The sequence below is a fragment of the Corallococcus sp. RDP092CA genome, assembly GCF_041903675.1.
Taxonomy (GTDB): domain Bacteria; phylum Myxococcota; class Myxococcia; order Myxococcales; family Myxococcaceae; genus Corallococcus.
Window position 1 is genome coordinate 59,553 of record NZ_JAYESI010000032.1, and the last position, 13,502, is coordinate 73,054.

The 13,502-nt window shown below is 71.1% G+C and carries 11 protein-coding genes; 7 read left to right on the top strand and 4 right to left on the bottom strand.

Annotation, left to right across the window (positions count from 1 at the left end; all coding sequences use genetic code 11):
• Window positions 1-21: 21 nt before the first annotated feature.
• Window positions 22-2,301 carry a VWA domain-containing protein gene (locus U8525_RS27680; RefSeq protein WP_374269644.1) on the top strand — a complete coding sequence of 760 codons (2,280 nt, stop codon included), beginning with the start codon at window positions 22-24 and terminating at the stop codon, window positions 2,299-2,301.
• A 17-nt stretch (window positions 2,302-2,318) separates the two neighbouring features.
• Entirely contained in the window at window positions 2,319-2,888 is a 570-nt protein-coding gene (locus tag U8525_RS27685) for a PspA/IM30 family protein (protein ID WP_374269647.1), read from the top strand.
• 12 nt (window positions 2,889-2,900) lie between these two features.
• On the opposite strand, the gene U8525_RS27690 is transcribed toward U8525_RS27685, so the two are convergent.
• Window positions 2,901-3,782: a DNA integrity scanning protein DisA nucleotide-binding domain protein gene (locus tag U8525_RS27690; protein WP_374269648.1), complete on the bottom strand. Its 882-nt coding sequence runs from the start codon at window positions 3,780-3,782 to the stop codon at window positions 2,901-2,903.
• Window positions 3,783-3,908: 126 nt separating this feature from the next.
• Here U8525_RS27690 and U8525_RS27695 point away from each other — a divergent pair, with 126 nt between their 5' ends.
• A complete protein-coding gene (locus U8525_RS27695; protein WP_374269650.1) occupies window positions 3,909-4,271 on the top strand; it encodes a TraR/DksA family transcriptional regulator in 363 nt (120 codons plus the stop codon).
• A gap of 75 nt (window positions 4,272-4,346) precedes the next feature.
• Here the strand turns inward: U8525_RS27695 and U8525_RS27700 are convergent, their stop codons facing one another.
• Complete coding sequence (locus U8525_RS27700; protein ID WP_374269652.1) at window positions 4,347-5,114, bottom strand: FHA domain-containing protein; 768 nt, start codon at window positions 5,112-5,114, stop codon at window positions 4,347-4,349.
• A gap of 111 nt (window positions 5,115-5,225) precedes the next feature.
• On the opposite strand from U8525_RS27700, the gene U8525_RS27705 reads away from it, so the two are divergent.
• Complete coding sequence (locus U8525_RS27705; protein WP_374269654.1) at window positions 5,226-6,899, top strand: protein kinase; 1,674 nt, start codon at window positions 5,226-5,228, stop codon at window positions 6,897-6,899.
• Window positions 6,900-6,954: 55 nt separating this feature from the next.
• Here U8525_RS27705 and U8525_RS27710 read toward each other — a convergent pair whose 3' ends face one another.
• The gene (locus U8525_RS27710; protein WP_374269655.1) at window positions 6,955-8,133 is read right to left on the bottom strand and encodes an FHA domain-containing protein; all 1,179 of its coding nucleotides are present in this window, start codon (window positions 8,131-8,133) and stop codon (window positions 6,955-6,957) included.
• Window positions 8,134-8,291: 158 nt separating this feature from the next.
• On the opposite strand from U8525_RS27710, the gene U8525_RS27715 reads away from it, so the two are divergent.
• Both U8525_RS27715 and U8525_RS27720 read left to right on the top strand, forming a co-directional pair.
• Window positions 8,292-10,514, top strand: coding sequence for a bifunctional (p)ppGpp synthetase/guanosine-3',5'-bis(diphosphate) 3'-pyrophosphohydrolase (locus U8525_RS27715; RefSeq protein WP_374269657.1), 2,223 nt, complete (start codon window positions 8,292-8,294; stop codon window positions 10,512-10,514).
• A 78-nt stretch (window positions 10,515-10,592) separates the two neighbouring features.
• Window positions 10,593-10,979, top strand: a complete 387-nt coding sequence (locus U8525_RS27720; RefSeq protein ID WP_374269659.1) for a RidA family protein — start codon at window positions 10,593-10,595, stop codon at window positions 10,977-10,979.
• An 87-nt stretch (window positions 10,980-11,066) separates the two neighbouring features.
• Here U8525_RS27720 and U8525_RS27725 read toward each other — a convergent pair whose 3' ends face one another.
• Window positions 11,067-13,022 (bottom strand): DsbA family protein, encoded by a 1,956-nt coding sequence (locus tag U8525_RS27725; protein ID WP_374269660.1) that lies wholly within the window; start codon window positions 13,020-13,022, stop codon window positions 11,067-11,069.
• A 245-nt stretch (window positions 13,023-13,267) separates the two neighbouring features.
• Here U8525_RS27725 and U8525_RS27730 point away from each other — a divergent pair, with 245 nt between their 5' ends.
• The gene (locus U8525_RS27730; protein ID WP_374269662.1) at window positions 13,268-13,498 is read left to right on the top strand and encodes a sulfurtransferase TusA family protein; all 231 of its coding nucleotides are present in this window, start codon (window positions 13,268-13,270) and stop codon (window positions 13,496-13,498) included.
• Window positions 13,499-13,502: the final 4 nt, after the last annotated feature.

The following is a 13,502-nucleotide window of genomic DNA, read 5'->3' on the forward strand; positions in this document are numbered from 1 at the left end:
CACGGAAGGCGGCGCTGAGACGTGCTGGCGCGTCGGCTCACTCCCCTGCGGCAGCGCCTGGATGCGCTCCGCCAGCCCGCGGTGGCCCGCGGCGGCGCGTGGTCCTGGCCCTTTGGCCGCAAGCTGAAGGGACCGGAGGACCTGGCCCTGCCGGTGCTCGTGGCGCTCGACCGCGAGCTGGACCGCGTGGGCGTCCACACCGCCGCGGATGCCCGGCTGCTGCTCGCGCTGGGCACCCAGCGGGGCAGGGCGGGGGCGCTCGCGCAGGGGCTCGCGGCGCGCGCGAACCAGGCCCTGGAGGAGTACGAGGAGTGCCTCCGCCTCGTGGAGAAGGCGCACCGCGCCGGGGAGATGCCCTCGGGGGCCCTGACCGCGCTGGACCGGGGCTTCGTGCGGCTGGCCCGCGCGGTGAAGGTGGCGGACCTCTTCAGCCGGCCGCTGGACGCGCAGGGCGGTGACGACGCGCCGTTCGAGATCTTCGCGCGCCCGGCGACGACCCGCGAGCGGCCGCCGGCCAACGCGCGCCTGGCCGTCGCGGAGCTGCTGGCCGCCCGGGCGCGGGAAAACGTCGTCGACCTGGTGCAGAAGCGGCGCGACCTGGACCTGGCCCACGAGCTGCTGCTGCGCCTGGGCACGTCGGACGCGGACCGCGCGCGGAGCATGGCGCTGCGCACCGACGTGGCGGAGGCGCGCGAGCGGGTGCGCGAGGTGCCGCCCACGCGCTCCCTGGAGGCGCTGGTGCGCGGCGTGCGGGAGACCGCGCAGAAGGACCCCCGAGGGGCCTACCGGACGTTGCAGGGGCTCTACGAGCGCGCCATCGAGGCGGGGGACTCGGAGCTGGCCTCGGCGGCGCGGCGCGCGCTGACGCCGCTGCTGCCGCCGGAGCGCCGGCTGGCGCGGATGGTGGAGGAGGCGGAGGCGGGCGCGCGGCTCGACTGGCTGGGGGAGGCGGATGCCGAGGCGGAGTCCGGGCGCGAGGCCGAGGCCGCGCCGGACGAGCAGCTCGCGGACCTGGCGTTCTCCCTGAAGCCGGAGCAGCTGGCCACGTTCGACCTGGCGGCGGGGTGCGCGCGCTTCTTCGACGTGGAGGACGCGCTGTCGGAGGAGATCGTCGAGAAGGACACCGCCGCCGCGCGGGCCGTGCCGCGCCAGGTGCCCTATCCGACGCAGACGATGTCCTTCGCCACGACGGGGAGCCTGGACGAGGTCCACCACTTCGTCATCACGGATCCGCGGCGCATCGTCCAGGACCTCGCGGGACACCGGCAGCTCGTGCGCACATACCTGGACGACGCGCCGCCTCCCAAGCCGCGCAAGGTGAAGCGCACCGCCGTGCGCGTCTATGTCTGCGACGCCTCCGGCTCCATGCACGGCGCGCGGGCGCGCTTCCGGGACGCGCTGATCATCGCGGAGCTGAACAACCTGCGCGTGAAGGCGCGGCGCGGGGAGAGCTTCGACCCGCTCTACTTCAGCTTCTTCAACGACGTTCCCACGGAGCTCGCGCGCGTGGACACCGCCGCGGAGGCGACCCGGCAGATCGAGAAGCTCTTCCGCGACTCCCCCGCGGAAGGGCAGACGGACATCTCGCTCGCCCTGCTGTCCGCGTTCGACTCCATCCGCGCCGCGCAGGGGCGCGACCCGTACCTCGCGCGCGCCACGGTGGTGCTGATCACCGACGGGGAGGACCGCGTGGACCTGGACCTCATCCGCCGCACCCGCGCGCCCATGGGGGCCCTGGACATCGCGCTGAGCTTCATCTCGCTGGGGGAGGAGAACCCGGACCTCAAGTCCCTGGTGCTGGAGCAGCGGGCCGCTGGCGGCCGCGCCTTCTACCACCCGCTGTCCGACGAGGAGATCCGCTGGGCGCGCACGGAGTTCGACACGCCCTGGCGCACGCTGCTGCCGCGCGACGTGCCGGCCTCGCTGGAGGCCCTGGAGGCCCTGGCCCCGCACCTGGACGCGCTGGAGGCGGTGGCGGCGGGCCGCGCGCCCGGGACGGGCGTGGCCGTGGAGGCCTCCTTCGACGCGCTCTTTCCTCCCACGCCCGCGGCGCCCACCGTGCCGGAGACGCCCGGCGCGGAGCTGGTGGCGCGGGTCACGGACATCCTGGAGGCGGTGGGCGAGGCCGCGTCGCTCGCCCCCGCGGACCGGCGCGCGACGGAGAGCGTGGTGCTCTTGCAGCACCTGCTGTCCGTCTACGGGCTCACGCCCGCGCGCTACCTGGCCGTCCTGTCCGGCGGCGGGCGCCCGGTGGGCGAGGCGCTGGAACGGGTGCGCCTGCTGTGCCGCCCGTTCGGGTAGGCTTCGAGGCACGCGCCATGTTCGGCTTCCTCAAACGCAAGAAGGCACCTCCGGCGCCCGTGGACCCCCTGGCCACGTTCGACCGGCTCATCGAGGACCTGGAGCGCCAGGCGGCCGAGGTGCGCAGGTCCGCCGCCACGCTGCTGGCCCTCAAGGGGGAGCTCTCCCGCGCCGTGACGCGCTACACGGCCCGCCTGGGCGACATCGCCGGACGGTGCCAGACGGCGCACGACCGGGGCGACGCCAAGGGCGTGGGCGTGCTGGAGCGCGACCGCGTGCAGACCGAGCGCCTGCTGGAGTCCACGCGCGAGTCGCTGCGGCGCGCGGAGCGGGACGCGGAGCTGCTGCTCGGCGCGGCCGGCGAGCTGGGCGAGCGCGTGGCGGACCTGCGCATCGAACGGGAGAGCGCGTCCGCGCGCATGGCCGCGGGCGGCATCGTCACCGAGGCGCTGCGCGAGCAGGTGGAGCGCTTCGACCGGGTGATGGCGCTGGACGCGGCGCGCGACGAGGTGGAGAAGGCGCACGCCCTGGCGGACATCTACCGCGACGAGCACCCGCCCACCGCGGCGCCCGAGCGCGTGAAGTAGGGGAGGGCGCCCTCAGGTCCGCCGCGCCGTCTGGTGCAGCTCCAGCACGATGTTGCCGCCCTTGAAGAGCCGCACCGCGCCGGACGTCTGGCTCACCGTGAGCGCGATGCAGTGGGTGGAGGACGTGATGCCCGCGGAGGCCGCGTGGCGCGCGCCCAGGCCCAGCGGAATCTTCACCGTGTCGTCGTTGGCGGACAGGTAGCGGCCGGCGGCCAGCACCACGCCGTCCTCGCGGATGACGAAGGCGCCGTCCAGCACGGAGAAGTTCTTGATGGCGTCGCGGATCTTCGGGTCGAGCACGTTGCGCTCGGACTCCGACAGGCCCTGGAACGGGTTGATGGTGAGCTGGCGGCTCTTCTCCAGCACGCTCGTGTGGTCGCCAATCGTGATGATGGTTCCGATGGGGTGGCCCTCGAACCCCTCCTGGCCAATCTGCAGCGCCAGTTGGATGAGCGCGTCCACCACCTGCGAGTTGAACTCCTCGCCCAGCTTCACGCCCTCGATGGCCAGCCGGTCATCCAGCGACCCCCCGATGCGCATCTGCATCAGCGTGTCCGGCGCGCGCCCCACCCTGCCCGTCATGCAGAGCACGAGGTCGCCTTCCTTGAACGCCCCCTGGGACAGCGCGGACACGAGCGCCACCTTCACCCGCTCCGTGCGCGAGTAGTCGTACGCGGGGATGACCAGCGCGCGGACCTTCTTGTGCTGGAGGTCCTGCGCCAGCTTGTCCAGCGTCACCGCGTAAACCAGCTTCTTGCGCGCGGGCTTGCCCCGGAGGTCCTCCGGCGCGATGGGCGTGTCGCAGATGTAGAGGAAGTGGTCGACCTCGCTCTTGGCGGCCAGGGAGAGCGCCGAGCGCAAGAATTCCCGATCGAACTTCGTGTTGTCGCTCAAGGGGCTCCTCGTGCACCCACGTTTTGAAGCAGGTCAGCTTGACACTGGCAACTGCATGAATAAAGCTTTCGGGCCCTTTTTTTCGGGGGCAGGCCCCCTCTACCCGTCCCAACGGAGCCGCCGGCTTTGAACCAGAAAGATCTCAAGCGTTACAAGAAGATGCTCGAGGACAGCAAAACGAGCCTGCTCGAAAGCGCGAAGAAGACCCTGGTGGAGGAGTCATCCTTCGACACGGATGACCTGCCTGACGAGATCGACCAGGCCTCCTCCGAGTACAACCAGTCCATGGTCTTCCGCCTGCGGGACCGCGAGAAGTTCCTGCTGCAGAAGATCGAGGGCGCGCTCAAGCGCGTCGAGGACGGCACCTTCGGCATCTGCGAGCGCTGCGAGGAGGACATCTCTCCCAAGCGCCTGGATGCACGTCCGGTGACGACGCTCTGCATCCGCTGCAAGGAGGAGCAGGAGAAGAAGGAGAAGTCCTACGGCTGACGCCGTGGCTTCACCGGGCCGCACGGCGCTCCCATGCCCGTGCGGTCCGCGCCTCACCGGTGGAGCGCGATCGCCTCAGGCCGCCGCGGGCTGGATCTCCACCCGCAGCAGCTGACGGCCGATGAGGAAGTGATCGCCGTTGTCGACGAAGGTCGGCCCCGCGAGCCGGATGAAGGTGCCGTTGGACGAGCCCACGTCGCGCACCATCAGCCGGTCCCCCCGCACCTGTAGCAGCGCATGCCGCCCGGACACGAAGCCGTCCGTGGGGAAGGCGATGTCGCCCTGCTCGCGGCCCAGCAGGTTGTCGCCGTCCTTGAGCGGGAAGGCCGCGCCGCGCAGGCCGCCCTCCAGGAGCTGGATGAGCCGCAGCCGGTAGCCGGGATCCGGGGAGCCCCACACCTGTGTGCCGCCGGGCCCCAGCGCCGCGGTGGGGATGGGCTCCAGCACCAGGCGCTGACGGCCCAGGCGCAGCTCGCCGCCAGCGGGCAGCTCGCGCTCGTTGCGCAGGCGCACGAAGACGCCGTTGGCGCCGCCCACGTCCTCGACGGCCAGGCGGGCGCCGGAGAAGAAGAAGCGCGCCTGCACGGGCATGATGAACGGGTCGTCGGTGAGCGCGATGTCCGCCTGCTGGCCGCAGGTGAGGGTGTCGCGCTGCATGCGCACCAGCGATTCCGGGCCGCCGTCCGCCCGCACCACGCGGATGGACACCTGCGGGCGCGACGAGATGTGCGCCACGGCCATCACCATGGTCCCGGAGCGCAGCGCCGAGCCGCAGGCTCGGCAGACGGTGGCATCCCGGGAATTCTCGGTGTCACAGCGGGGGCAATAGTCCACGGCGTCCATGCGAGCCTCCCTTCTAGCAGGCCCGCGCCGCCTTGGGGGGACGACCGCGCACGGCTTGCTCCCCACCCGAAGGGCATGGTGAAGTCCCGGCCCCACCGACTGGACGCTGACGTGTACTGCCCTTCCTGCGGCGCCGACGCCGAAGACTCCTCCCGCTACTGCCCTGCCTGCGGCGCGACGCTCCTGCGCTCGGCGGAGGGCGGCGACGAATACGTAGGCAAGACGATTGCCTCCAAGTACCGGGTGGAGGCCCTCATCGGCGAGGGCGGCATGGGCAAGGTGTACCGCGCCCGCCAGCTCGCGCTCGACAAGGTGGTGGTGCTGAAGGTGCTGCGCCACACGCTGCTGTCGGACGAGCGCACCGTCGCGCGCTTCCAGCGCGAGGCCAAGGCCGCCAGCCGCCTCAACCACCCCAACTCCATCAGCGTGCTGGACTTCGGTCAGGCCGACGACGGCGCGCTCTTCATCGCGATGGAGTACGTGGCCGGGCAGGACCTGCATCAGATCCTCAGCCGCGAGTGGCCGCTGGGGGAGGCGCGCGTGGTGCGCATCGCCCTCCAGATCCTCAGCGCGCTGTCGGACGCGCACGGCGCGGGCGTCATCCACCGGGACCTGAAGCCCGAGAACATCATGGTGGAGCAGCGCCGCAACGAGCCGGACTTCGTGAAGGTGCTGGACTTCGGCATCGCGAAGATCACCGACTCGCAGGACGAGGGCCCGGCCCTCACGCGCGCGGGCTTCGTGTGCGGCACCCCCGAGTACATGTCGCCGGAGCAGGCGCGGGGCGCGGTGCTGGATCACCGCTCGGACCTGTACGCGGTGGGCGTCATCCTCTACCAGCTGATGACGGGCCTCCTGCCCTTCGAGTCCGACTCGGCGGTGGGCTTCGCCACCAAGCACCTCACCGAGGATCCGCCGCCGCCCACGCGCCGCCGCCCGGACGCGCGCATCTCCCCGGGCATGGAGCGGCTCATCCTCCGCGTCCTGTCCAAGGACCCGGATGACCGGCCGGCCAACGCCGCGGCCTTCAAGGCGGAGCTGCTCGCCGTCGACAAGGAGCGCCGCCGCGGGGGCGCCGCCAGCGAGTCCGGTGGGCGCCGTCCGCAGGCCTCCGGCGTGCTGGCCCCCATCCCGCGCCGCTCCCAGGCCGCGCAGAGCGCCGCGCGCAACGACACGGGCTGGAACGACGTGACGGTGGAGGCCACCGTGCAGGGCCTGTCCCACTCGCGCACCCCGGTCTCCGAGGAATCCACGCTCGCGCCCGAGGGCACCCGGACGGCCGTGCTCGCGCCCGCCTCCAGCGGTGGCGACGGCATCATCCTCTTCTTCAAGGCGCTCACCACGGTGCTGGTGCTGGGGGCGGTGGGCTTCTTCGTCTACTACTTCGGCATTGGCGCCGGCAGCGGCTCCGAGAACGGCGGCTATCAGCTTCCGCAGAACGCGCCCCGGCCCATCAACGCGGGCGCGGACGTGCCGGACTACCAGCGGCAGATCCCCAGCGCCTCGCGCAACGTGGACAAGGCCCGCAAGCTGACGCGGGACGGGGACCGCGACGTGATGGCCGGCGAGCTGGTCCGCGCCACGTCCCTCTACCGCGAGGCCTTCCTCTACAACCCGGAAGCGGAGCTGGCCCTCAAGCTGGGCGAGCTGTACTGGCAGCGCGACAACACGGACGAGGCCCGCGGCTGGTGGGTGCGCCACCTGACCGACATGCCGGACTCTCGCGCGCGCGCGTACATCGAGGTCCGGCTCGGCAGCCCGGTGGCGCGTCCCTCGACGCCCTGACGGGCTCGGGCGCCTGGCCTGGTGGCGCGCCCGGTGAGGCCGGGGCTCCTTCCCGTCAGCCCAGCGTCTCCACCTGCATGACGTGCTGGCCCAGGCGGACGCGGTCGCCCGGACGCAGGGGGCGCTCCGTCGCGGGCGGGATGCGCACGAAGGTGCCCAGGCCGCCGGAGAGGTCGCGCAGCATCGCGCCCGTCGCCGTGGGGCTGAGCTCGCAGTGACGGCCGGCGAGCCCCTCGTCGTTCGGGTACGCCAGGTCGCAGTGCGCCTGCCCGATGGTGAGCAGCGCCGCGGCCGTCACCACCGCGCGGCCCGCGCGACCGCCCATGTGCACCTCTTCCACGCCGTACAGCGCCTGGCCCAGCGGCACGGGCGAGCCGTACGCGGTGGGCCGGCCGGACACGGGCGCGGGGGCCTCCACGCGGCCGGTGAAGCGGAACAGCCGCTGGCCGGCGCTGAAGAGGGCGCGCGGCGCCAGCGGCTCCGTGCCGGCGAAGGTGACGTAGACGCCCGACGCGCTCGACTCGTCGCGCACGAAGAGGGCGCCGTCCTTCACGAGGAAGGTGGCGTGCAGCGGCGACACGAAGACGTCGTCCGGGAAGAGGATGGCGCCGCGCTGGCGGCCCACCACGCAGCCCGTCACCGGCAGCTTGTAGCGCTGGCCGCGCGTCGTCCCGGCGATCACCGCCAGCCCGAAGCGCGAGGCCACTGGCGGAGGACGCGCCGTGGCGCCCGTGGTGGCGGGGGGCGTGCCCGCCGGAACCGGCGCCGTGGCGCCCGTGCCACCCCGGGGCGGCAGCGAGTTGTCCGGCACGGGTGGGGGCGGCCGGGTGTTCGCGGGCGGAATCGCCGGCCCGTAGCCCGCGCGCGGCGGGGCTCCCGCGGCTGGCGGGGCGGCGCGGCGGGCCTCCACCATCAGCCCCTGGGCGGCGGTGGGCGGCGGCGTGCGCGCGGAGGGCTTGAGCCCGGGGGGCACCGCGCTGGGATGCGGAGGCGGCGTGGGTGGGGAGAACACCTCGCCCGGGCGCGTGAAGCTCGCGACGGCGGCGGGACGGCCGGGCCCCGCGGCGGGGGGCGGCGTGCCCGGACGGGCAGGGGGCGTGGCCGCAGGGCGGGGGGCCGGGGCGGCCTCTTGCAGCGCCTGGCCGCACAGCGCGCAGGTGGCCGAGCGTGGCGGGTTGTAACCGTCACAATTCGGGCAGACCACCGGAAGCGCGGACAGCAGAAGCTGAGACATGGGCAGAGGGCCAATCTAGGGGGGCGTGAAACGCCGGGTCAACGAAAGCCTCGGGCGATTCTCCAGGGGTGTCCGGGCCTTGGAACCCGGCGAGCCCCGCGATGTTCCAGGGTAACGTTGCCCCTGCTGTTTGAGGCAGTTACGATTGTCACGCCTCGATGATTCGCCTGAACGACATCCTGCAGCGGGTTGCGTCGTACCACCCGGACCCCGATCTGGACATCATCAAGAAGGCGTACGTCTACTCGGCCAAGGTCCACCAGGGACAACTCCGCAAGTCGGGAGAGCCCTACCTCATCCATCCCCTGGAGGTCGCGGGCATCCTGGCGGAGCTGAAGCTGGACGAGGCGTCCATCGTCACCGGCCTGCTCCACGACACCATCGAGGACACGCTCGCCACCGCGGAGGAGCTCACGGAGCTCTTCGGGCCGGAGGTCGCGCAGCTGGTGGACGGCGTGACGAAGCTGTCCAAGTTCTCCGCGTCCGCGACGCTCTCCCAGGAGGAGAAGCAGGCGGAGAACTTCCGCAAGATGATCATCGCGATGGCGCAGGACATCCGCGTCATCCTCGTGAAGCTGGCGGACCGCACGCACAACATGCGGACGCTGGACCACATGTCCGAGGAGAAGCAGGCCCGCATCGGACAGGAGACGCTGGACATCTACGCGCCCCTGGCCAACCGCCTGGGCATCTCCTGGATCAAGACGGAGCTGGAGGACCTGTCCTTCCGCTACGTGAAGCCGCAGGAGTTCTTCGCGCTGGAGGAGCAGCTCAACAAGCGCAAGAAGGAGCGGGAGAAGTACATCGAGGACACCTGCGACCTGATGCGCGACAAGCTCCAGGAGCGCGGCCTCAAGGGCGACGTCAGCGGGCGCTTCAAGCACGTCTACAGCATCTGGAAGAAGATCAAGTCGCAGGGCATCGACTTCGATCAGATCCACGACATCATCGCGTTCCGCATCATCGCGCCGTCGGTGCCCGCCTGCTACGAGGCGCTGGGCATGGTGCACCAGATGTGGAAGCCGGTGCCCGGGCGCTTCAAGGACTTCATCGCCATCCCGAAGCCCAACATGTACCAGTCCCTGCACACTACGGTGATTGGTCCGTTGAGCGAGCGCGTGGAGGTGCAGATCCGCACCGCGGAGATGCACAAGATCGCGGAGGAGGGCATCGCCGCGCACTGGGCCTACAAGGAAGGCCGCGCGCCCATCTCCAAGGACGACGAGAAGTTCGCCTGGCTGCGCCAGCTGATGGAGTGGCAGCAGGACCTCAAGGACCCCAAGGAGTTCCTGGAGACGGTGAAGGTGGACCTCTTCACCGACGAGGTGTTCGTCTTCACGCCCAAGGGCGACGTGCGCAGCCTGCCGCGCGGCGCGACGCCGGTGGACTTCGCGTACGCCATCCACTCGGACGTGGGCGGCCGGTGCGTGGGCGCCAAGGTGAACGGGAAGATCGTCCCGCTTCGCTACAAGCTGAAGAACGGCGACACGGTGGAGGTGCTCACCAGCCCGCAGGCGCACCCGTCCAAGGACTGGCTCACCTTCGTCAAGACGAGCCGCGCGCAGCAGCGCATCCGCGGCTTCATCAAGCAGCAGCAGCGCGACAAGAGCCTGCAGCTGGGCCGCGAGCTGGTGGATCGCGAGTTCAAGCGCTTCCAGCTCAACTTCAACAAGCTGATGCGCTCCGGCGAGGTGAAGAGGGTCGCCGAGGAGCTGGGCTTCCGCGTCGAGGACGACATGCTGGTCGCCATCGGCTACGGGAAGGTGACGCCGCAGCAGCTGGTGCAGCGCCTGGTGCCGCAGGAGAAGCTGGCGCAGGCGGAGCCGCCCCCGCGTCCCAGCGCGGACAGCGGCGGGGCGGGCCATGGCGCGGGGGCCAACGGCTCCATGCTGCCGGGCCTGTCCCGCATGACGGACCTGGCCAAGCGGCTGGTGGGGCGCAACAACCGCAGCGGCGTCCAGATCGGCGGCGTGGACGACGTGCTCGTGCGCTTCGGGCGCTGTTGTAACCCCGTTCCCGGGGACCCCATCGCGGGGTTCATCACCCGGGGGCGGGGGGTAACGGTGCACACGGTGGGATGTGAGAAGGCCCTGGCCACGGATCCCGAGCGGCGCGTGGACGTGTCCTGGGACGTGAAGGGCGACTTCAAGCGGCCGGTGACGCTGCGCGTGCTGACGGCGGATCGGCCCGGCCTCCTGGCGGACATCACCAACACGTTCTCCAAGAAGAGCGTCAACATCTCCCAGGCCAACTGCCGGGCCACCGGCGACGACCGGGCGGTGAACACCTTCGAGGTCACCATCTCCGACCTCAAGCAGCTGACGGACCTGATGCGCTCCATCGAGCGGTTGACGGGCGTCTACTCCGTCGAGCGAATCTAGGCCGCTCCTGTGCTACAGCGCCCGGCGGACCCGCGGCCCCGCTTCCCCTGGGGGCCGCCTCAACGCGAGGTGTGCTGCATGGCGCGCAAGGCAATCCACTCCGACGACGCCCCCAAGGCGATTGGCCCCTACTCCCAGGCCGTGCAGGTGGACGCCGGGAAGATGACCTTCCTGTCCGGCCAGATTCCCCTGGACCCGAAGACGATGGAGCTCGTCCCCGGGGACGTCGTCGCGCAGGCCGAGCAGGTGATGAAGAACCTCCAGGCCGTGCTCGCCGCCAGCGGCCTGGACTTCAGCCACGTCGTGCGCTGCACCATCTTCCTCACCAACCTGGGTGACTTCGCCAAGGTGAACGAGGTGTACGCCCGCGCCTTCCCCGGCACGCCGCCGGCCCGCGCCACCGTGCAGGTGTCCGCGCTGCCGCGCGGCTCCCAGGTGGAGATCGACGCCATCGCCGTGTCCTGACGCCTCTCCGGACACCCGCTGGAAACACGAAGGCCGCCGGTTCCCGTGGGAGCCGGCGGCCTCGTGTGTTTCAGGGGCGGAGACGGGCTACTTCGCTTCCGCCGCCATCGCCACGCCGGCCTTCTTCAGCTCCTCGTCGATGACCCGCTTGAAGGCATCGAAGGGCTGCGCGCCCACCAGGGGGCGGCCGTTGATGAAGAAGGTGGGCGTGCCGTTGGCGCCCTTGGAGGCACCGTCCGCCATGTCCGCCTCGATCTCCTTGTCGAACTTGTTGGAGTCCAGGGCCGCCTTGAACCTGTTCATGTCCAGCTTCAGCTCCTGGGCGTACTTCTCCAGGCTCTCGCGGTCCAGGGCGCGCTGGTTGGCGAAGAGCTTGTCGTGCATCTCCCAGAACTTGCCCTGCTCGTTCGCGGCCATGGAGGCCTGCGCGGCGAGCTTCGCGTGCTGGTGGAAGGGCAGCGGCTGGTGCTTGAAGGCGAACCTGACCTTGCCCTTGTACTCCTTCTCCACCTGCTCGATGGTCGGCACGGCGCGGCCGCAGAAGGGGCACTCGAAGTCGGACCAGGCGACGATGGTCACGGGCGCGTTCTTCGCGCCGCGCACCGGGGCGTTGCCCAGCTCCACCTTCTGCACCGCCGGCTCGGCGGGCGCCGCGGGGGCGGCCGGCGCGGCGTTGACGTTGTCCTGGTTCAGCTTGGCGTAGAGGTCCTCCGCCTTGGTGCCCGCGGCGAGCGCCTTGTCGGCCTTGGCGATCTCCTGGTCGATGAGGGGCTTGAAGGCCTCGAAGGGCTGCGCGCCGGAGAGGAAGCGGCCGTTGATGAAGAAGGCCGGGGTGCCGTTGGCGCCCACCGCCATGCCCGCGGAGGCGTCCGCCTCCACCTTGGCGGTCGTCTTGCTGGACTCCAGGTCGGCCTTGAACTTGTTCATGTCCAGGCCCAGCTCCTGGGCGTACTTCTCCAGGTCACCGCGCTCCAGGGCGCGCTGGTTGGCGAAGAGCTTGTCGTGCATCTCCCAGAACTTGCCCTGCGCGTGGGCGGCCGTGGCGGCCTGCGCGGCCAGCTTCGCGTGCGAGTGCATGGGCAGCGGCTGGTGGCGGAACACCACGCGCACGTCCTTGCCGTAGGTCTCCTTGATCTTGTTGAGGGTCGGCACCGCGCGGCTGCAGAACGGGCACTCGAAGTCGGACCACTCGACGATGGTCACCTTCGCGCTGGCCGGGCCGAAGACGGGGGAGTCCGCGGGGATCTCGATCTTCTTCGCCGCGGCGGCGGGCTCCGCCTGCTGGCCGGGGCGGGACGGGGCGCGCTCGACGCCCTTCTCGATGATGCGCGCGTACACCTGCGACGGCGCGACGCCGGACTTCACCAGGCCCTCGGCCTTGGCGAGTTCCTCGTCGATGAGGGCCTTGAAGTTCTCGATGGGCTGCGCGCCGGAGAGGAAGCGGCCGTTGATGAAGAAGGCCGGCGTGCCGCTGGCGCCCAGCTGCTGGGCCAGGGCCTGCTCCTTGTCGATGGTGGCGCCCAGGCGGGCATCCGCCATGTCCGCCTTCCACTTCGCCAGGTCCAGGCCGAGCTGCTTGGCGTAGCCCTCCAGGCTCTCCGCATCCAGCTTCTTCTGGTTGGCGAAGAGGAGGTCGTGCATGTCCCAGTACTTGCCCTGCTCACCGGCGGCGAGCGCCGCGAGGGCCGCGGGCCGGGCCTGCGGGTGGAAGGACAGCGGGTTCTGGCGCATCACCACGCGCAGCTTGCTGCCGTAGTCCTTCTGGAGCTGCTGGACGGTGTTGTGCGCGCGGCTGCAGAACGGGCACTGGTAGTCGGAGAACTCCACCAGGGTGACGAGCGCGTTGACGCTGCCCTTCGTCGGGGCGCCGTCGATGGGCACCTTGAAGACGGTGGGGTCCACGGCGCGCGCGGCGGGCTTGTTGGCGCCCTGCGCGACGGAGGGCGTGTTGCCGGCGGTGGGCTTCGAGCCGGTGGCGGCACGGCCGCCAACGAACCCGAGCACCAGGCCGACCAGCAAGGCCACGATGACATTGGGCTTCATGGGTTGGGAATGCTCCTGCGCCATAGGTCCGACTCCGGGCCCCAAGCGGGTGTCTGGGTAGGGAAAGGGCGGGGTACTTAACAGAGGGAATTCCAGACACGCAAGCCGCGATGACCGCCTGCGTCCGCCCGTTATCCAGAGGCCTCGAAGGGTCGGACAACGACGTGGGGAGCGCCAAAATTCCCTCTACGAGCGCATTGGGGATGCGCTTGGGACGTCGCGGATCCGTGAGAGGATGCGCGGCCATGGAAGCCGGTGTGCGCGTGGATACGTCCGGGGCCCTCTGCCCGGTGCCCATCCTGGAGATCGCCAAGGCCATGCGCCGGCTCCCGCCGGGCACGCTGGTGGAGCTGCTCTCCACGGACCGGGGGCTGGAGGCGGATCTGCCCGCGTGGTGCGACGCCACGGGCAACGAGCTGGTCCGCCTGGAGCGCCGCGGCGCCCACTATGTGGGCTGGGTGCGCAAGGCGGGGTGAGCCT

Excerpts from the sequence above, each read along its gene's own strand:
- U8525_RS27685 (WP_374269647.1), top strand. The coding sequence starts at position 2,319 with ATGTTCGGCTTCCTCAAACGCAAGAAGGCACCTCCGGCGCCCGTGGAC.
- U8525_RS27700 (WP_374269652.1), bottom strand. The coding sequence starts at position 5,114 with ATGGACGCCGTGGACTATTGCCCCCGCTGTGACACCGAGAATTCCCGG.
- U8525_RS27710 (WP_374269655.1), bottom strand. The coding sequence starts at position 8,133 with ATGTCTCAGCTTCTGCTGTCCGCGCTTCCGGTGGTCTGCCCGAATTGT.
- U8525_RS27715 (WP_374269657.1), top strand. The coding sequence starts at position 8,292 with ATGATTCGCCTGAACGACATCCTGCAGCGGGTTGCGTCGTACCACCCG.
- U8525_RS27720 (WP_374269659.1), top strand. The coding sequence starts at position 10,593 with ATGGCGCGCAAGGCAATCCACTCCGACGACGCCCCCAAGGCGATTGGC.
- U8525_RS27725 (WP_374269660.1), bottom strand. The coding sequence starts at position 13,022 with ATGAAGCCCAATGTCATCGTGGCCTTGCTGGTCGGCCTGGTGCTCGGG.
- U8525_RS27730 (WP_374269662.1), top strand. The coding sequence starts at position 13,268 with ATGGAAGCCGGTGTGCGCGTGGATACGTCCGGGGCCCTCTGCCCGGTG.